The organism is Pseudomonas sp. NPDC087804, assembly GCF_044742965.1.
Classification (GTDB): Bacteria; Pseudomonadota; Gammaproteobacteria; order Pseudomonadales; family Pseudomonadaceae; genus Aquipseudomonas; species Aquipseudomonas rustica.
This window is the reverse complement of record NZ_JBIUVN010000017.1, coordinates 11,507-32,312: the sequence shown is the minus strand read 5'-3', so window position 1 is coordinate 32,312 and position 20,806 is coordinate 11,507. Positions and strand designations below refer to the sequence as shown.

Sequence of the window (20,806 nt, the reverse complement as noted above, 5' to 3'; positions counted from 1 at the left end):
TATGTTGCTCGATGACGCTCTGCCCGGCCGCCCTCCAAGCGATAAACCAGAAGAGAGGCGCGGGTGTAGAGCAGCATGACCCACAAGGGAAGAGAGATCGCCATGCTCGAAAGTTGTCAGAATGCTCAGGAACGTTGGGGTGGAGTTCATCTGCTGATCGACCGCTGGTTGCAAGAGCGTGAAGATCTGATCGGTGCCTACGACAATCTCGGTGCACAGCCTGAGTCGCTGTCCGAGAGCCGCAAGCCTTTGCAGGAATTCTGCGGCGTGCTGGTCGATTACGTGTCGGCCGGGCACTTCGAAATCTACGAACAGCTGACTGGCGAAGCCAAGGCGTTCAACGACAAACGCGGTCTGGAGCTCGCCGAGACAATCTACCCGCGCATCGACGTCATCACCGAGAAGCTGCTCGCGTTCAATGACCTTTGCGATGAAGGCAAATGCGTTGCCGAGAAATTCAAGGAGCTCGGTGGTTTGCTGCACGAGCGCTTCGAACTCGAAGACTGCCTGATCGAAGTGCTGCACACAGCACACAAGGAAGAAGATCCGGTTCAGGCCTGATTCTTTTCTCTGATCAAAAAAAACGGTGCGCCCAAAGCGCACCGTTTTTTATTGCCTGCTCAACTGCTCGCGCCGCGCAACTCCACTTCGAATACCAGCGGTGTAAACGGTGCGATCAAGTCACCGGCACCATCAGCGCCATAGGCCTGATCCGATGGAATCACCAAACGCCATTTCGCGCCCACCGGCATGTTTTGCAAAGCGCTGCGCCAACCGGCGATCACGCTGTCGAGGTTGAACCATTGCGGCTGAGTGTTCTGATCGAACACGGTGCCGTCCGGCAAGCGACCGACATACAACACCTGCACTTTTCCATCCGGGCCGGCCTTGGTGCCGGTGCCTGGCGCGAGCTCGGTCAGCAGGATGCCATCGGCCAATTCCTTCACGCCCGGTTTGGCTTTTTCAGCGGTGAGAAAACGCTGTTCGTTTTCCATCGCGGCATCGCTCGAAGGCTGTGTCGAGTGCTCGGCATTTTGCGCTTCGTGATCGGCCAGAACCTGTTCGATACGCGCTTCACTCAGCGCCAGCGGCTTGCCTTGATACGCCTGCTGCAAGCCCTCGACCAATGCCTGAATCTGTAGCTGCGGGACTTCCTGACGCAGCCGTTCACCCAGGCTGGCGCCGAGGCTGTAGGCCAGATCGTGAGCATCGTTCGCAGTGGATTTTTCGTCAGCGTGGGCTGCAGAAAAGATCACGCAGAGGGATAAAAAAAAGTAGCGCGACATGGTCACTGCTCCGTCCTGAATTGCGCTGGATTATGCCAGCGCAAACGTCTGCAACGGTGAACTGCTTTTGCCTTTGTGCAGAACATTTTCACTTCGTTGCAACGCAACTGTTTCGATACTGTCAACATGACCTAGCGGCGGTGTCAGCAGAGGTCTAGTATGAGCCGCACTCACGTCAGCCAGGAGGTAAACCATGTCGGCCACCAAGAAGCCTGTAAACACTCCGTTGCACTTACTCCAACAACTCTCGGGCAGCCTGCTCGAGCATTTGGAAAACGCTTGCTCGCAAGCCTTGGCTGATGCTGAGAAACTGCTCGCCAAGCTGGAAAAGCAACGCGGCAAGGCGCAAGAAAAACTGCACAAATCCCGCACCAAATTGCAGGACGCAGCCACTGCCGGTAAAGCCAAGGCACAGACCAAAGCCAAAGGCGCAGTGAAAGAACTGGAAGACCTGCTCGATGCGCTGAAGGATCGTCAGTCCGACACCCGCAGCTACATTCTGCAACTCAAGCGCGATGCCCAGGAAAGCCTGAAACTGGCCCAAGGTGTTGGCCGCGTTCAAGAAGCAGTGGGCAAGGTATTGTCGACTCGCTCGGCCAAACCAGCGGCGGCACCGGCGAAGAAAGCTGCTGCAAAACCTGCTGCAGCCAAAGCTCCAGCGAAAACTGCAGCGGCCAAGCCTGCTGCAAAAGCGGCTGCTAAATCCGCTGCCAAGCCTGCTGCAAAAGCACCGGTGAAAGCCGCTGCAAAACCAGCTGCAAAACCAGCTACCAAAGCGGCTGCAAAACCTGCTGCGAAAAAACCTGCTGCGGCGAGCGCTGCAAAACCAGCGGCTAAAACCACAGCGGCAAAACCTGCTGCGCGGACTGCCGCTGCCAAGCCGGCTACCCGTGCCGCGGCTGCTAAACCAGCTGCGAAGCCAGCCGCTGGCAAAGCTGCTCCAGCGAAAACCGCCGCTGCTAAACCGGCCGCCAAACCTGCTGCCAAAGCTGCGGCAAAACCAGCTGCTAAAACTGCCGCTGCAAAACCCGCTGCCAAGACTGCCGCTAAACCAGCAGCAGCCAAGCCTGCGGCAAAAGCGCCAGCCAAAGCTGCTGCAAAACCGGCTGCAAAACCAGCCGTGAAAGCCGCCGCCAAACCGGCAGCCAAGCCAGCCGCTAAACCGGCCGCTGCTGCCAAACCAGCGACTGCTGCTGCCAAGCCTGCTGCTGCAAAACCAGCCGCCAAGCCAGCTGCGAAACCTGCCGCAAAACCAGCCGTTAAAAAGCCAGCCGCTGCCAAACCAGCTGCCGCCAAACCGGCTACCGCGCCTGCCGCCAAACCTGCCGCACCGACAGCGTCGGCTGCGCCAGCGGCACCCGCTCCAGCCGCTACGACCTCGACGCCATCGACTGCGCCATCGCCAGCCGCTGTGTCGAGCACCAGCAACAACCCAACCAGCGCTTCCTAAACGCCGGTCGCCGCGACGCGCAGCACTTGCAGCGCGTCGCGGTTCGGGTTGGCCGCCGTGCCGGCCAAGCCTTCAAGCCAGGTCATCGAACCTGCATCGTTTCGCGTCCATTCCTGCGCCACACCTTCAAGCCGTGACAGCAACGCTCGCTCAGCTTCCAGCTCAAGTGATTTGATCTGCTCGCGCATGCCTTTCAACACCGCGTCATCCACCGCCCGTGCTTTCCATTGCATACGCAGTGTCCGCAGCGGTTGCACCACTTCGATATCCCAAGGCTCGGTGAGCGCCTGAAGTTCGCTGACGCGTTGTTCATCGCAGGTCACCCCGCGTTGCTCCAGCCATAAACCGCACAACAGCAGGCACACGTTCGCGCCCGCCGTTTGCAGTTGCAGGCAGGCGTCTTCCACGCCCGGACGGGCGTAGGTGGCAAGGGAAAAGCTCCACAGGTCAGAGGACATCGTGCTACTCGCGCCAGTTGTGAGCGAAGCTGGTAGACTCCGCCGCCATTATGATCCGACTTCAGAACCTGACTTTACAGCGTGGCCCGCAACGTCTGCTAGAAGACGCCGAGCTGACCCTGCACGCCGGCCACAAAGCCGGCCTCATCGGTGCCAACGGCGCCGGCAAATCGAGCCTGTTCGCCTTGATTCGGGGCGAACTGCACCCCGATTCGGGTGATTGCTTCTTGCCGGCTGACTGGCGCATCGCCCACATGCGCCAGGAAATCGAGACGCTCGAGCGCCTTGCCGTCGACTATGTGCTCGATGGCGACCTACGTCTACGCGAGGTGCAACGTGACCTCGCCGCCGCCGAAGCCGCGCATGACGGTGCCGCTCAGGCCCGCCTGCACTCGGAACTCGACAGCGCCGACGGTTACACCGCCGATGCGCGGGCGCGCAAGTTGCTCGCCGGTCTCGGTTTCACCAACGAGCAGATGGATCGTCAGGTCGGGGATTTCTCCGGCGGCTGGCGGATGCGTCTGAACCTGGCGCAAGCGTTGATGTGCCCGTCGGATTTGTTGCTGCTCGACGAACCGACCAACCACTTGGATCTCGACGCCATCATCTGGCTCGAGGAGTGGCTGAAAAACTATCCGGGCACTTTGCTGCTGATTTCCCACGACCGTGATTTCCTCGACGAAGTCGTCGATCACGTCGCGCATGTCGATCAGCGCAAGATCACCTTGTACCGCGGTGGCTACAGCGCCTTCGAGCGCGCCCGTGCCGAGCGTCTGGCCCAGCAACAACAGGCCTACGAGAAGCAGCAGGCGCAGCGTGCGCACATGGAAAGCTACATCGCCCGCTTCAAGGCGCAAGCCACCAAGGCCCGTCAGGCGCAAAGCCGGATCAAGGCCCTGGAGCGCATGGAAGAGCTGTCGGCGGCCCACGTCGATTCGCCGTTCGACTTCGTCTTCCGCGAGTCGACGAAGATCTCCAGCCCGCTGATCGACCTGTCCGATGCCAGCCTCGGTTACGGCGACAAAACCATCCTCGAGAAGGTCAAGCTGCAACTGACCCCGGGTGCGCGGATCGGCCTGCTCGGGCCAAACGGCGCGGGTAAATCGACGCTGATCAAGAACCTCGCCGGTGAGCTATCGCCGATCGCCGGGCGTCTGACCCGTGGTGAAAACACCGTGGTCGGCTACTTCGCCCAGCATCAGCTCGACTCGCTGGATTCCAAGGCCAGTCCGTTGCTGCACATGCAGCGTCTGGCGCCGAGCGAACGCGAGCAGACCCTGCGCGACTTCCTCGGCGGTTTCGACTTCCGTGGCGCGCGCATCGATGAGCCGGTGCTGAATTTCTCCGGTGGCGAAAAGGCGCGTCTGGCTTTGGCGTTGATCGCCTGGGAACGCCCGAACCTGCTGCTGCTCGACGAACCGACCAACCACCTTGACCTGGAAATGCGCCTGGCGTTGACCATGGCGCTGCAGGAATTCAGCGGCGCGGTGTTGGTGGTGTCTCACGACCGGCACTTGCTCAAGAGCACCACCGATAATTTCTACCTGGTCGCGGACGGCAAGGTCGAAGAATTCGATGGCGACCTCGAAGACTATGCGCGCTGGCTGGTGGAATACCGTCAGCGCAACGCGCCGGTCAGCAACACTCCGGTCAACCCGGACAAGACCGACAAGAAGGCTCAGCGTCAGGCTGCCGCTGCTCTGCGTCAGCAACTGGCACCGCACAAGCGTGAAGCTGACAAGCTTGAAGCTGAACTGGGCAAGCTCCACGAGAAGCTCGCCAAGGTCGACGCCAGCCTCGGCGACAGCGACATTTACGAGCCGGCGCGCAAGAACGAATTGCGTGATCTGCTCGCCGAACAGGCCAAACTGAAGGTTCGCGAAGGCGAGCTGGAAGAGGCGTGGATGGAAGCCCTCGAGGTGCTGGAAAGCATGCAGGCGGAGCTGGAGGCGCTGTCCTGATGGAAGCGTTCAAGCTGCCGCTGCCGGCGGTGTGGGTCGAGCCGATCTGGTTTACCGTGCAGATTCTGCTGATCCTGCTCGCCGGCTACCTCACCCAGCGCTTCGTTGCCAAAGGCCTGACCCGACTGGGCGAGCGCTATCCGTTCCCGCCGCAGTTGCTGATGCCGCTGCGCGGCGTATTGCGCTGGCTGATCATGGGCAGCGCGCTGATCTTCGTCTTGGAGCGCCTTGGCGTCTCGGCCACGGTGTTGTGGACGGCGCTGTCGGGTTTCGTCGCGGTAGCGGCGGTGGCGTTCTTCGCGATGTGGAGTGTGCTGTCGAATCTGCTTTGCGCGATTCTGATCTTCACGGTCGGGCCGTTTCGGCTGGGCGATATCGTTGAACTGGTCGACACCACGGACAAGCCTGGGGTGAAGGGCCGGGTGGTGGCGATCAATCTGCTCTACACCACGCTGATCGAGGCGGAAGAGTTGGGGACTGGCAGCGCGATGGTGCAGGTGCCGAACAGTTTGTTCTTCCAGCGCTCGGTGCGGCGATGGCGCGGGACGGATGTGTTTCCTTCCAGTGGGTTTGAGAAGTAGGGTTTCAAGCAAGATCAAAAGATCGTCCGATCGCGGCCCGAGCCTTCGGCAGCTCCTACAGGGATCGCATTCTCATGTAGGAGCTGCCGAAGGCTGCGATCTTTTGCTTTTAGCCCCAAACAGCATTAGCTTTGACAACTTGTTACGGCATGAGTCGAGGTGTGCGATGGAGCTTCAAACATGGCTGGCGTTTTTTGCCGCCTGCTGGGTGATCAGTCTGTCCCCGGGGGCTGGCGCCATTGCGTCGATGTCCAGCGGTCTGCAATACGGTTTCTGGCGTGGTTACTGGAACGCGCTCGGCTTGCAAATCGGTCTGGCCGTGCAGATCGCGATTGTCGGCGCCGGTGTTGGCGCGATCCTGACTGCTTCGGCCACAGCCTTCCACGCGATCAAATGGTTTGGTGTCGCTTACCTCGTGTATCTGGCGATCAAGCAATGGCGCGCGCAGCCCATGGACATGAGCGATGACGCAGCGGTGCGTCCGATCGGCAAGCCGCTGGCATTGGTGTTCCGAGGCTTTCTGGTGAACATCAGCAACCCCAAGGCCCTGGTGTTCATGCTCGCGGTGCTGCCGCAGTTCATCAATCCGCATGCGCCGCTGCTGATTCAATACGTGGTGATTGGCGTGACGATGGTCTGTGTCGACCTGATCGTGATGGCGGGTTACACCGGTCTGGCGTCGAAGGTGCTGCGCCTGTTGCGCACACCGCAGCAGCAGAAACGCATGAACCGCACGTTTGCCGGGCTGTTCATCGGCGCGGCGGCGTTTATGGCGACGCTGCGCAAAGCAGCCGCCTGAACCTCACAGATACACAACTGTGGTGAGGGGATTTATCCCCGATGGGCTGCGCAGCGGCCCCTTCTTTTAAGATCAAGAGGGGGCCCGCTTCGCGAGCCATCGGGGATAAATCCCCTCACCACAAAGTCCACAGCACAAGAGTCCTCAGCAGAAAAGTCCCCAGCACAAAGTTCACAGCACATTTGTGCAGGCCTGCAATCAGCGCAATATCACCGGCGCAGTATCACGCGGCAAATTGTTGCGCTGCGGCGCCTCACGCGGCTGTTCATAACCGTCGCCACCACCGAGCTGCATGCTCAGTTGCCCGGCCACGTCCTCGCCCAGCGCTTTCGACACATCACGCACCACCCGTGGGCGGTTCAGCGAGATCTTGATGTCGCGGTGGTTCACCAGTTTGGTGTCCTGCGCTTCGCCCATCGCTGTGAAGGCCGAAGTGATCTCGAAGGTCTTGGTATTGATCAGGCTGAAATCCGCCACCAGCGTCAGGCCCAGCACCGCCGAATAGCTGTCGGTGTTCGCCAGTTCGTTGATGTCCTGGGTGAAGTCGATGTCCGACACGGTACCGAACAGCACGTAGTCGGCGCCCTTGAAGTTGCCGGCCTTGATCCGCTTGATCACGTCGTAGACGTCACCCTTGGACGACGCGGTGTACGGCGTGCCCTGCACCAGCTGGAACATGCCGGTACGCAGAATTTCACCCTTGATGTCACCGGTGAATTTACGCAGCTCGCCTTGTTCGATGTAGCTGGTGCTCGCTTCGATCTCGTTGTAGCTCGAAGAACCGCTCGCGCTGTAGTAACCCTCGCGATGGCTGCTCTGCGCCGAAACGATGTGGATGTATTGCTCCACACGCTCCTGATACGCCAGATCCGTTACCGCAACTTTCGGGGCCGCTTGCACGCTGAACGCGCAAGCCAGGGCCATCATGCCAATCCATGCGCGCATCAATTAACGCTCCGTGGTTTTGCGAATCTCTTTTTCGTCCATCCACTCGGCCAGACCGCTTTCAACGTCGATCAATTGCAGGCTGAATTTGTAGAAGACGTCCTTGTAGTCGCTGCTGCGCTTGACGATCGAGCTGATCGAGCCTTCGATGCGGTACTTGGCGGCAACCATGTTGCCAGTCTTGGCCACGGTGCTCTTCTTGTACAGACCGCTCTGGTTTTGCAGCTTGAGCTGGTCAACCTGGCTCTGCATCGCATTGTTGTCGCTGGCGAAGCGGGCTACGCCGGTCTTCATCAGCTGAGTCTTGATGCTGGTGGTGATTTCGCGGGTGTCGATGTACTCGCTGGTCTTGTTCTTCACGTCGTAGACCTGAACCACCGGACGGCCCTGCAGGATGCCGGACTGAGCCAGCGAGCGGGTCATCGATTCGGCGATCATTTGCAGGTCGGTCGAACCGAATTCGTTGGTCACGGTTTCAACCGCTTTGGTGTCGCCGTAGCTAATGTTCTTGCTGCCCAGGGTCGGCGAAGTGTTGGCGCAACCGGAGGCGAGCAGGGCGATGACGGCGATGCAGGAAAAGCGTGCAAACATGGGAATGCTCTCTAAATCAGGAATAGGGTGGCGGGCTTACGGCGTCTTGATTTCCAGACGGAAGTCCACGGCTTTCGGGGTCGGGGCGATGCCCTGAATGAAGCTGGTCTGGGCGCCGTACATCATTTGGCTTTTCCAGACTTCTTCTTCGGCGATCGGGAAACCTTCCGCACCGAGCCAGGCGAAGCGGTAGTAGAAAATCTTGTTGCTGTTGAGGGTGTTGCTCAACTGCACATTGACCGTCATGAAGCCGTTTTCGCGGGCGACGCGCATGGCGCCGACGACGATGTGTTTCTGCGGGCCCATGGCCACGACTTTGCTCGCGGCGCTGCCCGGCTCAGGTGGTGGCGGGGTGGCGCAGCCGCTCGCCAGCAAGGCGAGGGCGGCGACGGCGATGAGTTTGAAGCGCATGCAAAGACTCCGTTCTTAAGGTTGTTTGAGGCTGGCGACGTTGGTCGCGCTGGCGCTCGGCATCACGTGGGCGGCGATACCGCCGGCGAACACCTGGTTGCCGACGGCGCGCAGGCTGATCACTTGATAACGCTGATCGATGGTGACTTTGACCACCGAGCCGCCGACGGCGCTCGGCAGGGTGACCTGATGCTCACCTTTCTTCAAGCGCAGACGCACCACCTGGGTGTTGTCCGGCAGGGTGCGCCACGTACGGGTATCGGCACCTTCGAGCACAGCTGAAGAAATACCCACGGCGAGACCGGCCAGCGGGCTGGTTTCGTTGAGTTTCTTCTGCGCCACACCTTTGGTGATCGCGCGCACGGTGGTGCGTACGATGATGCCCGGCATGTCATCACGCAGCGCGCGGCGAGACATGGCGGTGGTGCTGTTGAGTGCGGTCAGATTGACTTGCTGACCGTCGACGCCGATCTGCGCAAAAGTCGCAGTGGAGGTGTCCGCTTTGATGATCGGGAACGACAGCGGGGTGATCACCACGTTGTTGGCAATCGGCAATGGCAGCGGAATGCGGATCGAATCACGCGCCGGGGCCAGACCGCTTTGCACCACGATCAGGATGTCGCTGTCGTCGGACTTCGACGGCTTGTCGAGGTCGATCAGCGCTTGCTCCAGCAATGGCGTGTTCGGGCGCAGTTCGGCGGCTTTGCGGTAGCCCGGCGCGGCGAGGTCTTTTTCGCCCAGCGCTTCGTAAACGTAGCCGGCCAGGTAATGGCTGAACGCACTCTGGTAGCTGTTCTTCAGGCCGACCACTTCCGGCGCGTCGAGGCTGGCGACCGGGTAACCCTGCAGGTCTTTGTACTGCGTCTTGACGCCTTCTTTCTCGGCCTCTTCTTCGCTCTTGAGGTATTCCTTGTCGCGCAGGTCGGCGATCACCGCTTCACGTTCGTGAGTCTTTTTGATTGCGGTGCGGGCGCCGTCGAAATCGTTGACCGCCAACAGGTTCAGGGCCATCTGCGTGGTCAGCATGACTTTTTCGTAGTCGTAGCCTTCGTAGCGACGCACCTTGTCGTTGACGATGAAGCTGCCGAACTGGGCCAGGTACTTGCCGGTGTCGAGCTTGACCGAATCTTCCCACTGACCGACCACCACGTCGGCGCTGGTCCAGGCGTTCTGGCTGCCGGACAGGTCGCCCTTGGCGCGCAACAACTCACCTTTCTCGAAGTAATAGAGCAGGTCTTTGTCCGCGCTGGAGTTGTTCTTTTCCAGCAGGGTCAGCGCCGCGTCGACGTTGCCGGAGGCCAGTTGCTGATTGGTCTGGGCCAGTTCCGAATCGTAATTGCGAAAGGCCGAACAGCCGGACAGCAGAGTGACGGCGCTGAGCGCGATCAGAGTGGGGGCGCGGAATGCCATGGGGTGACGTCTTCCCTGAGTGCAGATAAATGCAGCCGCGTTTGCTGGTCGGGCTGATAGGACCGATCGACAGTGGCGTTGGCCTCCTGCCAATTCCTCATAACCAGAGGAGCTTTAATGCCGTTTCGCCATAGCGAAGGCGCGGCATTATAAGCGCGGGATGATGGCGATGTAATAGCTTTTTAATTGCACTGGTTAGTTAGGTGCCATTACGGCCGCTGCCGGTGTTTCGGGGAACAGCCACGACGAACCGATGAAAAAGCCCTGATACAAAAAGACCCGCAGGCTCAATAGCTGGTGGCTTTGGTCGACGCGCACGGTCAGGCCGCCCTCTGCACCTTCGTAGGGAAAACGCACGCGGTGCAGGCCTTTTTTCAGGCGCAGCCGGGCGACCAGGGTTTTGTCCGGCAGGGTGCGCCAGGTGCGCGTGTCAGCCTCTTCGAAAGGGTCGGGATCGGTGACTACCAGCGAAGCCTTGGAAGGATCGCGCTCGTTCTTTTCTGCCTGGCCGATGGCGGCCATGTTGGCGCGGAACATCGCCCGCGAAATGATCTGCGGCATGTCATCGCGCAAGGTACGCATGGCCATGTCGGTGACGCTGTTGATCATCGTCAGTTTCTGCTGTTTACCGTCGACGACGATGTGCGTCAGCGGCGGTGTGAGGGTGTCGGGGAGCATCACCGGAAATGAGATCGGCGCAACAATCGTCAGGTTTTCGTTGAGGCGCACCGGAATCGGCACTTGCACCGAGCTGCGCGCCGGGGCGAAACCGCTCTGCACCACGATCAGAACTTCGCTTTCATCATCGTCCGGCCCGGGCTTGTCGAGATTGCGCAACGCGCTTTCGAGGAAGGGCACGTCCGGCCGCAACTCGATCGCCTGACGATAACCCGGCGCCGCGAGCGTGCGTTCGCCCAAGGCTTCATAGGTGAAACCGGCCAGATAATGGCTGAACGCACTTTGGTAACCGTTCTTCAGCTCGATGACCTGTGGGGCGTCGAGGACGGCGACCGGGTAGCCTTGCAGGTCTTTGTAATGCAGCTTGATCCCTTGCTGCTTGGCTTGCTCTTCAGCCTCTTCGTATTGCCGTTCGCGCTGGCGGGCAATCAGGGTTTCGCGTTCGTGGGTTTTCTTGATGTCGGCGCGGGCCCCGTCGAAATCGTTGTCTGCCAATTGATTGAGGGCCATCTCGGTGGTCAGCATGACCTTTTCGTAGTCGTAGCCTTCGTAGCGCAGAAGCTTGTCATTGACCAGCATCGTGCCCATCTCATTGCCGAAACGGGTCAGCAGTTTCATGGGCGCGGAGGGCACGGCGTCTTCACGCTGGATAATCATCTGCTCAGCGGTGCGCCAGGCTTCCTGACTTTTTGGCAGGGCGGTGCCAGCGCTGAGAATCGCGCCTCGCTCCAGGTAATACAGCAGATCCTTGTCTTCCCACGGATTGTTGACCTTCAGCACGTACAGCGCTTCGTTGAGATCACCCTTGGCCATCTGATCGATGGTTTGCTGCATTTCCTCATCGTAATTGCGGTAAGCGGCGCACCCGCTCAGTTGCACGATGGCGCTGAACAGCAGGAAGAACGGCAGGCAATGGCGCATGGAGGCGGGTTCTTCCTTGAACGGCAAAGGCTGGGAGGTGACGCATTATAGGGACGGTTGGCGCCCCGAGGTGGTCATCGAATTCAGCGCTGAAACATATCAAACACCGACAAAGCTTGAGGGAAATGGCGCCGGAGTGAACAATATGTAACTCCGTATTTCCCCTTGAGACTCCTTCATGACTGCCTCGTCCCGATTTCTGGCCTGGCTGCTGTTCCCTTTGTTTGCCCTGAGCAGCGTCAATCTGCTGGCCGATACCGTGGAAGGCGCGCCGCAAGCGCTGCACCTGCTCGATTACATCAGCGCGGATTACCCGCCGACGGTCGAGGCGGGCACAGTTGTCGATGACGCCGAATACCGCGAGCAACTGGAATTCACCCAAGCGCTGCAAGGCTTGATCGCCGACATGCCGGCCAAGCCTGAAAAGGCTGCGTTGGAGCAGGGCGTCGCCGCGTTGCGTGCGGCCATCACCGCGAAGCAGGACGGCGCGGAAGTGGCCCGTCAGGCGCGGCAACTGGGCGCGAAACTGGCCGTGGCGTATGAAGTCAGTCAGGCGCCGATCATCACCCCGGATCCGACCCGTGGCGCGCCGTTGTATGCGCAGAACTGCTCGGTGTGCCACGGCGATACCGGCCTCGGCGATGGCCCGGCGGGTGTCGGCATGTCGCCGGCGCCGGCCAATCTGCGTGAGGCGGCGCGGATGGATCACCTGAGTCTGTACGCGATTTACAGCACCCTCGGCCAGGGCGTCGAAGGCACCGACATGCCAGCGTTCGCCGATCAGCTCGATGATCGCCAGCGCTGGGATCTGGCCACCTACATTGCCGGCTTCAGCGCCGATGCAGCGGCCGCTCAATCCGAGAAAACCTACAACATCGCCGATCTGGCGCGCCAGACCCCGGCCGAAGTGCAGGGCGCTGAAGGCCCGCAAGCGGCGGCGACTTTCCGTGCGCAGCGAGCGCAACCGCCGCAGGTTAAACGCGGCCCGGCGCAGTTGCTCGACTACACCGCAGCGACGCTGGACAAGAGCCTGGCGGCGTACCGCGCCGGTGAACACGATCAGGCTTACGACCTGTCGGTGGCGGCGTATCTGGAAGGTTTCGAGCTGGTTGAGAGTTCGCTGGATAACGTCGACGCCAACGTACGCAAGGACACTGAAAAATCGCTGATGGCTTACCGTCAGTCGTTGCAGGACGGTTTGCCGGTCGCACAGGCCGAGCAGCGTCTGGACGCGGCCAAGGCCAAGTTGAAAGAGTCTGCCGGGTTGCTCGGCAGCGATGGTTTGAGCTGGTCGCTGAGCTACATCTCCGGTTTGCTGATTCTGCTGCGCGAAGGCCTGGAAGCGATTCTGGTACTCGCGGCGATTCTGGCCTTCCTGCGCAACACCGGCCAGCAATCGGCGGTGCGCAGCGTCAACGTCGGTTGGGGCTTGGCGCTGCTGGCCGGCCTCGGCACCTGGGCGTTGGCGGCTTACGTGATCGATGTCAGCGGTTCGCAGCGTGAATTGCTCGAGGGCGCGACGGCGCTGTTCGCCAGCGTCATGGTGCTGTGGCTGGGCGTGTGGATGCACGATCGTCGCCACGCCGCAGCCTGGCAGGATTACATCAAGAGCAGTCTGGTCGGCGGTGGCGGGCGGTTTGGTTTTGCGATCCTTGCGTTCTTCTCGGTGTATCGCGAGTTGTTCGAAGTGATCCTGTTTTACGAAACCCTGTGGTTGCAGGCCGGCCCGGCCGGGCATGACGCGGTACTCGCCGGTGGTGCGACGGCCCTGGTGCTGCTGGTCGGTCTGGCGTGGGTGATCCTGCGCGGTTCGGCGAAACTGCCGCTGACGTTGTTCTTCAGCATCAACGCGGCGCTGCTCTGCGCGCTGTCGGTGGTGTTTGCCGGGCATGGCGTGAAGGCGTTGCAGGAAGCCGGGATCTTCGGCACGCGGCCGGTGGCGTTCTTTGAGTTTGACTGGCTGGGGATTCATGCCGATGCGTATTCGTTGACGGCGCAAGCGGTGGCGATTCTGGCGATTGTTGTGTTGTATGGGCGTAGTTGGGTGGCTGAGAAGAAGCGGATTTCGGCTGCTTGATTGGGTGATCCCTTAAAAGATCGCAGCCTTCGGCAGCTCCTACATAGGTTCGTGTATACCTGTAGGAGCTGCCGCAGGCTGCGATCTTTTGCTTTATGAGGTAAACAAAATGCGTGTATGGATCGATGCCGACGCTTGCCCACGGGCGGCGAAGGATCTGGTGGTGAAGTTTGCGCTCAAGCGCCAGTACGAGGTGGTGCTGGTGGCCGGGCAGCCGCAGATCAAGCCGGGGCTGGCCATCGTCAAACTGATCGTGGTGCCGAGCGGGCCGGATGCGGCGGATGATTATCTGGTCGAGCACGCGGTGCCGGGGGAGCTGGTGATTTGCAGCGATATCCCGCTGGCCGATCGGCTGGTGAAGAAGGGCGTGGCGGCGCTGGATCCGCGCGGCAAGGAATTCGATGCCCAGAACATGGGCGAGCGATTGGCGGTGCGCAACCTGTTCACCGATCTGCGCGAGCAAGGCCAGATGAGCGGCGGCCCGGCACCGTTTGGCGATCGCGAGAAGCAGGCGTTTGCCAATGCGCTGGACCGGATTCTCACCCGACTGACCCGTAAACCCTGAGCCCAACACAAATCCCTTGTAGGAGTGAGCCTGCTCGCGATAGCGGTCGATCATTCAACAGATATGTTGCCTGGCACACCGCCATCGCGAGCAGGCTCACTCCTACAATAGACCGTGTCAGGCGTCGTTTTCGTGGGTCAGTTCGAGCACGCGGTCGACCAGTTTGTTGATCCCCGAAGCCGCTTCGCTGATGTTCTGCGCCAGCATATAAGCCGGGGTCGTCACCAGTTTGCGCGCCTTGTCCTCGATGATCTCGGTCACGGCGCAATCTTTATGCGTCGCGCCCATCTTGTTCATCGCCGTGGCGGTGTCGGTATCATTGCCGATGGTGCAGGTCACGCCCGGGCCGTAGATCTTCGCCGCGAGTGCCGGCGAAATGCACATCAAACCCACCGGTTTACCCGCTTCGGCAAACGCTTCGGCCAGCGCCAGCACTTCAGGCTGTACGCTGCAGCCGGCGCCTTCGACAGCAAAGTTGGAAAGGTTCTTTGCCGCACCAAAACCGCCGGGCACGATCAGCGCATCGAAGTCATCGACGTCAGCCTCGCGGATGTCCTTGATGTTGCCTCGGGCAATCCGTGCCGACTCGACCAGCACGTTGCGGGTCTCGGGCATTTCTTCGCCGGTCAGGTGGTTGATCACATGCAATTGCGCGATGTTCGGGGCGAAGCACTGTACCTGCGCGCCGCGTTGATCAAGACGCAGCAGGGTGATGACGCTTTCATGGATCTCGGCGCCGTCGTACACGCCACTGCCGGACAGGATCACTGCAACTTTTTTGCTCATGGGTTTCTCTCCAGATTCATGGCGCTAAATGTCCACTAAATTGTCGCGCGTTGCCATAGGGTAAACGGGCGGCTACACCTAGGATCTGTTCATACGATTGCGAGCAGGGCGCGTCATGGACTTGATTCTGTATGCGGTGCCGTTTTTCCTCGTGTTGATTGCGCTCGAACTGATCGTCGACCGCTGGCGCGGGGTGAGCAATTATCGCCTCGCCGATGCGGTGAACAGCATCAGCACCGGCGTGTTGTCGACCACCACCGGGCTGCTGACCAAAGGTGTCGGGCTGCTGACCTACGCCTTCGCCCTCGAACATCTGGCGCTGTTCAAACTGCCAGCGAACAGCGTTTGGGTCTGGATGCTGGCCTTCGTCCTCTACGACTTTTGCTATTACTGGCTGCACCGCATGGGCCACGAACGCAACATCCTCTGGGCCGCGCATTCGGTGCATCACCAGAGCGAGGAATACAACTTCTCCACCGCGCTGCGCCAGACCAGCACCGGGTTTCTGCTCGGCTGGATTTTCTACTTGCCGATGGCGGTGCTCGGCGTGCCATTGCTGGTGTTCGTCAGCGTCGCGGCGCTGAACCTGCTCTATCAATTCTGGGTCCACACCCAACACATTCCCAAGCTCGGCTGGTTCGAGTGGTTCTTCGTCACGCCATCCAATCATCGGGCCCACCATGCACAGAACGCTCTCTACATGGATCGCAACTACGGCGGAGTGTTCATTCTTTGGGATCGTCTGTTCGGCACGTTTCAGGAAGAGGACGACAACGAGCCGGTGATTTTCGGCGTGACCACGCCGCTGGCGAGCTGGAATCCGTTGTGGGCCAACCTGCAGTTTTATGCGCAATTGTGGGACGACGCGCGTCGCGCCGAGAGCAAGTGGGACAAGCTGCGCATCTGGTTTATGCGCACCGGCTGGCGCCCGGCGGACGTCGCGGCGAAATACCCGATGAGCAAGCCGGATCTGGCGCAGTTTCGCAAATTCGAGGTGCCGCTTGAGCGTCGCCAGCAATGCTACGTGGCGCTGCAGTTTTGCGTGTACATCGCGCTGGGTAGTTATCTGATGAATCTGGAGCGCAGTCTGCCGACCGCCGCGTTGTTACTCGGCTGGGGCGCGGTGGCGTTCGGGGTGTTTGCGTTGGGCGTGAGCCTGGAGAATCGCCCGTGGGCGCTGAAGGTCGAGCTGTTGCGGCTGGGGTTGAATGTGCCGCTGGTGTGGCTGGCGCCGCTGGTTGGATTGTGGCCGGCCAGCCCGATGATCTGGGCTGGCTTGCTCGGGTACAGCCTGCTCAGCGGCATCGGGCTGTATAACTGCCGTCAGCGCGTTACTCGACTGGCGGTTTAGGTTCGGCGGACTTGGCTGGTTCGGCGAGCTGCAGTTGCTCAGCCTTGGCAGCTTGTTCAGCTTTTGCAATTTGCTCGTCTTCGTAAATCTTCTTCGCCAGACGCGCATTCTTGAAGCGGCGGCGCAGCCACAGGCCAACACCGAGCACCAGCAAGGCGCCAAGCACCCACAGCTCATACTTCTTGATGCTGCCGAGCATGCCTTCCAGCACCGCGCCGAAGTGGTAAGCCGCAGCGGCCAGCGCCGTGGCCCAGATCGCCGCGCCAATGCCGTTCAGCAGCAGGTAGCGTCCCGGCGGATAACCCGACAGGCCGATTGCCACCGGCATCACCGTGCGCAAGCCATAAACAAAGCGGAAGCTCAGCACCCAGATGTCCGGGTGCTTGCGAATGTGTTCCAGCGCGCGGTCACCCATCATCTGCCAGCGCGGTTTGCGCGCGAGCAATTTGCGCCCGTGCTTGCGCCCCATGAAGTACCACAGCTGATCACCGGCATAGCTGCCGAAGAACGCCACGACCACCACCAGGTTGATGTCCATGTATCCACGGAACGCGAGGAAGCCCGCGAGCACCAGGATGGTTTCGCCTTCGAAGAACGTGCCAAGAAACAAGGCAAAGTAGCCGAAGTCATGCAGAAATTGTTGGAGCATTGTCTGGGTGCTGGCGAAATGAACGCGCAGCCTAACCCTTCGGACACATTCATGAAAGTGTCCAAATGTGTCTCGACGTGAACAATTCCTACAATAAGAATGGAATCCGTCACCGTGCCACAGGCCTCACACAACTGTAATCTGTTCGTCATAATGGCCGTCTATAACTGTCACGCTCGCCCGTTTGCGCGGGCTCAGGAGTCCGCCGTGAGCTTTACCCCTGCCAACCGTCTGTTCCCTGCCACGCGCCTGCGCCGCAACCGCCGCGATGATTTTTCGCGTCGGCTGGTACGGGAAAATGTGCTGACGGTTGATGATCTGATCCTGCCGGTGTTCGTGCTCGACGGTGAGAACCGTCGCGAAGCCGTGGCCTCAATGCCCGGCGTAGAGCGCCTGACCATCGACCTGCTGCTGGAAGAAGCCGCCAAGTGGGTCGAACTGGGGATTCCGGCGCTGGCGCTGTTTCCGGTCACGCCTCCTGAATTGAAATCCCTCGACGCCGCTGAAGCGTGGAACCCTGAAGGCATCGCCCAGCGCGCCACTCGCGCCTTGCGTGAGCGCTTTCCGGAACTCGGCGTGATCACCGACGTTGCGCTCGACCCGTTCACCACCCACGGTCAGGACGGCATTCTCGACGAAGAAGGCTACGTGCAGAACGACATCACCGTCGACGCACTGGTGCGTCAGGCGTTGTCCCATGCTGAAGCTGGCGCACAGGTGGTGGCGCCGTCGGACATGATGGACGGTCGCATTCAGGCGATTCGCGAAGCGCTGGAAATCGCCGGCCACGTCAATGTGCGGATCATGGCCTACTCGGCCAAGTACGCCAGCGCCTACTACGGCCCGTTCCGCGATGCCGTGGGTTCGGCGTCGAACCTCGGCAAAGCCAACAAAGCCTCTTATCAGATGGATCCGGCCAACAGCGACGAAGCGCTGCACGAAGTCGGTGCGGACTTGTCTGAAGGCGCGGACATGGTCATGGTCAAACCGGGCATGCCGTATCTGGACATTCTTTTCCGGGTAAAAGATGCCTTCAAAGTGCCGACCTTCGTCTATCAGGTTAGTGGCGAATACGCCATGCACATGGCGGCGATCCAGAATGGCTGGTTGAGTGAAGCAGTGATCCTCGAATCACTGACCTCCTTTAAACGTGCCGGTGCAGATGGCATCCTGACTTACTTTGCTGTCCGTGCCGCTCAATTGTTACGAGAGCAGAAATAGCCCTCCCAGGAACATTCGATGAATACCGAAGGACTCACTGAAGTTGCAGTAAAAGAAGCTCAGCCGGTGGTGGAGCAAATCACCGAGACCCCGCCGGAACTGGAGCCAGCGCCACCCGCGCCGGTGGCCGAAACCGCTGTGGCGGTGCCGGCGATCACCATTCCGGGTCTGGATGACAGCAGCCTGTACATCCACCGCGAGCTCTCGCAACTGCAGTTCAATATCCGCGTGCTGGAACAGGCGCTGGACGAGTCCTATCCGCTGCTGGAGCGTTTGAAGTTCCTGCTGATCTTCTCCAGCAACCTCGACGAATTCTTTGAAATCCGTGTCGCCGGCCTGAAGAAGCAAATCACCTTTGCCCGTGAGCAGGCCGGCGCCGATGGCCTGCAACCGCATCAAGCACTGGCCCGCATCAGCGAGTTGGTGCACGGTCATGTTGACCGTCAGTACGCGATCCTCAACGACATCCTGTTGCCGGAGCTGGAAAAGCATCAGGTGCGCTTCATCCGTCGCCGCAACTGGACGGTCAAGCTCAAGACCTGGGTACGCCGCTATTTCCGCGACGAGATCGCGCCGATCATCACCCCGATCGGCCTCGACCCGACGCACCCGTTCCCGTTGCTGGTGAACAAGAGCCTGAACTTCATCGTCGAGCTCGAAGGCATCGACGCCTTCGGTCGCGACTCCGGTCTGGCGATCATCCCGGCACCGCGTCTGTTGCCACGGATCATCAAGGTGCCGGAAGAAGTCGGCGGCCCCGGCGACAACTATGTGTTCCTGTCGTCGATGATCCACGCCCACGCCGATGACCTGTTCCAAGGCATGAAGGTTAAGGGCTGCTACCAGTTCCGTCTGACCCGAAACGCTGACCTGGCGCTCGACTCCGAAGACGTCGAAGACCTGGCCCGCGCGCTGCGTGGCGAGTTGTTCTCGCGTCGTTACGGCGATGCGGTGCGTCTGGAAGTCGCTGACACCTGCCCGAAACACCTCTCGGATTACCTGCTCAAGCAGTTCAACCTGAGCGAGAGCGAGCTGTATCAGGTCAATGGCCCGGTCAACCTGACGCGGCTGTTCAGCATCACCGGTCTGGACAGTCATCCAGAGCTGCAATACACGCCGTTCACCCCGCAGATCCCGAAACTGCTGCAGAACAGCGAAAACATTTTCAGCGTGGTCAGCAAGCAGGACATCCTGCTACTGCACCCGTTCGAGTCGTTCACCCCGGTAGTCGACCTGCTGCGCCAGGCCGCGAAAGACCCGCACGTACTCGCGGTGCGTCAGACCCTGTACCGCTCCGGCGCCAACTCCGAGATCGTCGATGCGCTGGTCGATGCCGCGCGTAACGGCAAGGAAGTCACGGCGGTCATCGAGTTGCGTGCGCGCTTCGACGAAGAGTCCAACCTGCAACTGGCCAGCCGTCTGCAAGCGGCCGGTGCAGTAGTGATCTACGGCGTGGTCGGTTTCAAGACCCACGCCAAGATGATGCTGATCCTGCGTCGCGAGGCCGGCGAAATTGTGCGTTACGCGCACCTCGGCACCGGCAACTACCACGCCGGCAACGCCAAGCTGTACACCGACTACAGCCTGCTGACTTCCGACGACGCCTTGTGCGAAGACGTTGGCAAACTGTTCAGCCAGTTGATCGGCATGGGTAAAACCCTGCGCATGAAGAAGCTGCTGCATGCGCCGTTCACGCTGAAGAAGGGCATGCTCGACATGATTGCCCGCGAGACCCAGTTCGCCGTCGAAGGCAAACCGGCGCACATCATCGCCAAGTTCAACTCGCTGACCGATCCGAAGATCATCCGCGCGCTGTACAAGGCCAGCCAGTCCGGTGTGCGCATCGATCTGGTGGTGCGCGGCATGTGCTGCCTGCGTCCGGGGATTGCCGGGGTTTCGCACAACATTCATGTGCGCTCGATCATCGGTCGCTTCCTGGAGCACACGCGGGTGTTCTACTTCCTCAACGGCGGCGACGAACAAATGTTCCTCTCCAGCGCCGACTGGATGGAACGCAACCTCGACAAACGCGTCGAGACTTGCTTCCCGGTGGAAGGCAAAAAGCTGCTGACCCGCGTGAAGAAAGAGCTGGAGCTGTATTTGACTGACAACACTCATAGCTGGAGTTTGCAGTCGGATGGCCGTTACATCCGCAACACGCCGACGGGTAATCAGAACCCGAGGAGTGCGCAGGCGACGTTGCTGGAGCGGTTGGGTAGCCCGATTTTGCCGGTGAGCAGCTAGGGCCAAAGGCAAGAGCCCCTCATCTCAAACCAAACCCAATAAAAAAGGCGATCCCCGCGGATCGCCTTTTTCATACCTGTCATCCACACACCTGTAGGAGCTGCCGAAGGCTCGGGCCGCGATCGGACGATCTTTTGACGTTGATCGTAAAAAAACAGATCAAAAGATCGCAGCCTTCGGCAGCTCCTACACGGAGATTTGCGGTGTGTCAGTGGACAGTGAGGACGATGCCCACTCTTGCGCGGGCGGGTAATCAGAACCCGAGGAGTGCGCAGGCGACGTTGCTGGAGCGGTTGGGTAGCCCGATTTTGCCGGTGAGCAGCTAAGGCCAAAGGCAAGAGCCCCTCATCTCAAACCAAACCCAATAAAAAAGGCGATCCCCGCGGATCGCCTTTTTCATACCTGTCATCCACACACCTGTA

Annotated in this window: 19 protein-coding genes; 10 read left to right on the top strand and 9 right to left on the bottom strand. The window is 60.2% G+C overall.

Annotated features, from left to right (window positions below; translation table 11 throughout):
• Positions 1 to 102: 102 nt before the first annotated feature.
• Positions 103 to 561: an Rsd/AlgQ family anti-sigma factor gene (locus tag ACIOMO_RS19380; RefSeq protein WP_053124949.1), complete on the top strand. Its 459-nt coding sequence runs from the start codon at positions 103 to 105 to the stop codon at positions 559 to 561.
• 59 nt (positions 562 to 620) lie between these two features.
• Here ACIOMO_RS19380 and ACIOMO_RS19375 read toward each other — a convergent pair whose 3' ends face one another.
• Positions 621 to 1,286 carry an FKBP-type peptidyl-prolyl cis-trans isomerase gene (locus ACIOMO_RS19375; protein WP_159814381.1) on the bottom strand — a complete coding sequence of 222 codons (666 nt, stop codon included), beginning with the start codon at positions 1,284 to 1,286 and terminating at the stop codon, positions 621 to 623.
• Between the two features lie 193 nt (positions 1,287 to 1,479).
• Between ACIOMO_RS19375 and ACIOMO_RS19370 the strand changes: the two genes are divergently transcribed.
• Entirely contained in the window at positions 1,480 to 2,736 is a 1,257-nt protein-coding gene (locus tag ACIOMO_RS19370; RefSeq protein ID WP_401242931.1) for an AlgP family protein, read from the top strand.
• Here the strand turns inward: ACIOMO_RS19370 and ACIOMO_RS19365 are convergent.
• Positions 2,733 to 3,194 (bottom strand): TIGR02444 family protein, encoded by a 462-nt coding sequence (locus ACIOMO_RS19365; protein WP_401242928.1) that lies wholly within the window; start codon positions 3,192 to 3,194, stop codon positions 2,733 to 2,735. The two genes, ACIOMO_RS19370 and ACIOMO_RS19365, sit on opposite strands and share 4 nt — an antisense overlap.
• A gap of 50 nt (positions 3,195 to 3,244) precedes the next feature.
• On the opposite strand from ACIOMO_RS19365, the gene ACIOMO_RS19360 reads away from it, so the two are divergent.
• The 3 genes from ACIOMO_RS19360 (at position 3,245) to rhtB (ending at position 6,535) form a co-directional block, all read left to right on the top strand.
• Entirely contained in the window at positions 3,245 to 5,155 is a 1,911-nt protein-coding gene (locus ACIOMO_RS19360; protein WP_053124941.1) for an ATP-binding cassette domain-containing protein, read from the top strand.
• On the top strand, positions 5,155 to 5,736 hold the full coding sequence (locus ACIOMO_RS19355; protein WP_016985893.1) for a mechanosensitive ion channel family protein: 582 nt from the start codon (positions 5,155 to 5,157) through the stop codon (positions 5,734 to 5,736). The genes ACIOMO_RS19360 and ACIOMO_RS19355 overlap by 1 nt, the downstream gene beginning before the upstream one ends.
• Positions 5,737 to 5,902: 166 nt before the next feature.
• The gene (rhtB, locus tag ACIOMO_RS19350) at positions 5,903 to 6,535 is read left to right on the top strand and encodes a homoserine/homoserine lactone efflux protein (RefSeq protein WP_053124937.1); all 633 of its coding nucleotides are present in this window, start codon (positions 5,903 to 5,905) and stop codon (positions 6,533 to 6,535) included.
• Positions 6,536 to 6,733: 198 nt separating this feature from the next.
• Here the strand turns inward: rhtB and ACIOMO_RS19345 are convergent, their stop codons facing one another.
• The 5 genes from ACIOMO_RS19345 to ACIOMO_RS19325 all read right to left on the bottom strand — a co-directional run bounded on the left by ACIOMO_RS19345 (position 6,734) and on the right by ACIOMO_RS19325 (position 11,491).
• Complete coding sequence (locus ACIOMO_RS19345; RefSeq protein WP_400651508.1) at positions 6,734 to 7,480, bottom strand: penicillin-binding protein activator LpoB; 747 nt, start codon at positions 7,478 to 7,480, stop codon at positions 6,734 to 6,736.
• A gap of 3 nt (positions 7,481 to 7,483) precedes the next feature.
• Positions 7,484 to 8,071, bottom strand: a complete 588-nt coding sequence (gene lpoB / locus ACIOMO_RS19340; RefSeq protein WP_016772610.1) for a penicillin-binding protein activator LpoB — start codon at positions 8,069 to 8,071, stop codon at positions 7,484 to 7,486.
• Between the two features lie 36 nt (positions 8,072 to 8,107).
• A complete protein-coding gene (locus ACIOMO_RS19335) occupies positions 8,108 to 8,482 on the bottom strand; it encodes a YcfL family protein (RefSeq protein WP_007911131.1) in 375 nt (124 codons plus the stop codon).
• A 15-nt stretch (positions 8,483 to 8,497) separates the two neighbouring features.
• On the bottom strand, positions 8,498 to 9,892 hold the full coding sequence (locus ACIOMO_RS19330; RefSeq protein WP_159814374.1) for a COG3014 family protein: 1,395 nt from the start codon (positions 9,890 to 9,892) through the stop codon (positions 8,498 to 8,500).
• Between the two features lie 195 nt (positions 9,893 to 10,087).
• Positions 10,088 to 11,491 carry a COG3014 family protein gene (locus ACIOMO_RS19325; RefSeq protein ID WP_401242923.1) on the bottom strand — a complete coding sequence of 468 codons (1,404 nt, stop codon included), beginning with the start codon at positions 11,489 to 11,491 and terminating at the stop codon, positions 10,088 to 10,090.
• A gap of 178 nt (positions 11,492 to 11,669) precedes the next feature.
• Here ACIOMO_RS19325 and ACIOMO_RS19320 point away from each other — a divergent pair, with 178 nt between their 5' ends.
• Positions 11,670 to 13,568 (top strand): FTR1 family protein, encoded by a 1,899-nt coding sequence (locus ACIOMO_RS19320; RefSeq protein ID WP_401242920.1) that lies wholly within the window; start codon positions 11,670 to 11,672, stop codon positions 13,566 to 13,568.
• A 109-nt stretch (positions 13,569 to 13,677) separates the two neighbouring features.
• Entirely contained in the window at positions 13,678 to 14,133 is a 456-nt protein-coding gene (locus tag ACIOMO_RS19315; RefSeq protein WP_127930187.1) for a YaiI/YqxD family protein, read from the top strand.
• Between the two features lie 117 nt (positions 14,134 to 14,250).
• Here ACIOMO_RS19315 and elbB read toward each other — a convergent pair whose 3' ends face one another.
• Entirely contained in the window at positions 14,251 to 14,919 is a 669-nt protein-coding gene (elbB, locus tag ACIOMO_RS19310) for an isoprenoid biosynthesis glyoxalase ElbB (protein ID WP_401242916.1), read from the bottom strand.
• A gap of 115 nt (positions 14,920 to 15,034) precedes the next feature.
• On the opposite strand from elbB, the gene ACIOMO_RS19305 reads away from it, so the two are divergent.
• Positions 15,035 to 16,270, top strand: coding sequence for a sterol desaturase family protein (locus tag ACIOMO_RS19305; RefSeq protein ID WP_401242914.1), 1,236 nt, complete (start codon positions 15,035 to 15,037; stop codon positions 16,268 to 16,270).
• Here ACIOMO_RS19305 and ACIOMO_RS19300 read toward each other — a convergent pair.
• Positions 16,251 to 16,919: a DedA family protein gene (locus ACIOMO_RS19300; protein ID WP_401242911.1), complete on the bottom strand. Its 669-nt coding sequence runs from the start codon at positions 16,917 to 16,919 to the stop codon at positions 16,251 to 16,253. The two genes, ACIOMO_RS19305 and ACIOMO_RS19300, sit on opposite strands and share 20 nt — an antisense overlap.
• A 207-nt stretch (positions 16,920 to 17,126) precedes the next feature.
• Between ACIOMO_RS19300 and hemB the strand changes: the two genes are divergently transcribed.
• Both hemB and ppk1 read left to right on the top strand, forming a co-directional pair.
• Positions 17,127 to 18,140, top strand: a complete 1,014-nt coding sequence (gene hemB / locus ACIOMO_RS19295; protein ID WP_212545139.1) for a porphobilinogen synthase — start codon at positions 17,127 to 17,129, stop codon at positions 18,138 to 18,140.
• Positions 18,141 to 18,158: 18 nt separating this feature from the next.
• On the top strand, positions 18,159 to 20,384 hold the full coding sequence (ppk1, locus tag ACIOMO_RS19290) for a polyphosphate kinase 1 (protein ID WP_053124923.1): 2,226 nt from the start codon (positions 18,159 to 18,161) through the stop codon (positions 20,382 to 20,384).
• Positions 20,385 to 20,806 lie beyond the last annotated feature (422 nt).

Bases quoted from the DNA above. Each gene is read 5' to 3' on its own strand.
- ACIOMO_RS19365 (WP_401242928.1), bottom strand. From the start codon at position 3,194: ATGTCCTCTGACCTGTGGAGCTTTTCCCTTGCCACCTACGCCCGTCCG.
- ACIOMO_RS19330 (WP_159814374.1), bottom strand. From the start codon at position 9,892: ATGGCATTCCGCGCCCCCACTCTGATCGCGCTCAGCGCCGTCACTCTG.
- ACIOMO_RS19370 (WP_401242931.1), top strand. From the start codon at position 1,480: ATGTCGGCCACCAAGAAGCCTGTAAACACTCCGTTGCACTTACTCCAA.
- lpoB (WP_016772610.1), bottom strand. From the start codon at position 8,071: ATGTTTGCACGCTTTTCCTGCATCGCCGTCATCGCCCTGCTCGCCTCC.
- ppk1 (WP_053124923.1), top strand. From the start codon at position 18,159: ATGAATACCGAAGGACTCACTGAAGTTGCAGTAAAAGAAGCTCAGCCG.
- ACIOMO_RS19380 (WP_053124949.1), top strand. From the start codon at position 103: ATGCTCGAAAGTTGTCAGAATGCTCAGGAACGTTGGGGTGGAGTTCAT.
- ACIOMO_RS19315 (WP_127930187.1), top strand. From the start codon at position 13,678: ATGCGTGTATGGATCGATGCCGACGCTTGCCCACGGGCGGCGAAGGAT.
- ACIOMO_RS19325 (WP_401242923.1), bottom strand. From the start codon at position 11,491: ATGCGCCATTGCCTGCCGTTCTTCCTGCTGTTCAGCGCCATCGTGCAA.
- ACIOMO_RS19375 (WP_159814381.1), bottom strand. From the start codon at position 1,286: ATGTCGCGCTACTTTTTTTTATCCCTCTGCGTGATCTTTTCTGCAGCC.
- ACIOMO_RS19345 (WP_400651508.1), bottom strand. From the start codon at position 7,480: ATGCGCGCATGGATTGGCATGATGGCCCTGGCTTGCGCGTTCAGCGTG.
- ACIOMO_RS19355 (WP_016985893.1), top strand. From the start codon at position 5,155: ATGGAAGCGTTCAAGCTGCCGCTGCCGGCGGTGTGGGTCGAGCCGATC.
- ACIOMO_RS19300 (WP_401242911.1), bottom strand. From the start codon at position 16,919: ATGCTCCAACAATTTCTGCATGACTTCGGCTACTTTGCCTTGTTTCTT.
- ACIOMO_RS19360 (WP_053124941.1), top strand. From the start codon at position 3,245: ATGATCCGACTTCAGAACCTGACTTTACAGCGTGGCCCGCAACGTCTG.
- elbB (WP_401242916.1), bottom strand. From the start codon at position 14,919: ATGAGCAAAAAAGTTGCAGTGATCCTGTCCGGCAGTGGCGTGTACGAC.
- ACIOMO_RS19305 (WP_401242914.1), top strand. From the start codon at position 15,035: ATGGACTTGATTCTGTATGCGGTGCCGTTTTTCCTCGTGTTGATTGCG.
- rhtB (WP_053124937.1), top strand. From the start codon at position 5,903: ATGGAGCTTCAAACATGGCTGGCGTTTTTTGCCGCCTGCTGGGTGATC.
- ACIOMO_RS19320 (WP_401242920.1), top strand. From the start codon at position 11,670: ATGACTGCCTCGTCCCGATTTCTGGCCTGGCTGCTGTTCCCTTTGTTT.
- ACIOMO_RS19335 (WP_007911131.1), bottom strand. From the start codon at position 8,482: ATGCGCTTCAAACTCATCGCCGTCGCCGCCCTCGCCTTGCTGGCGAGC.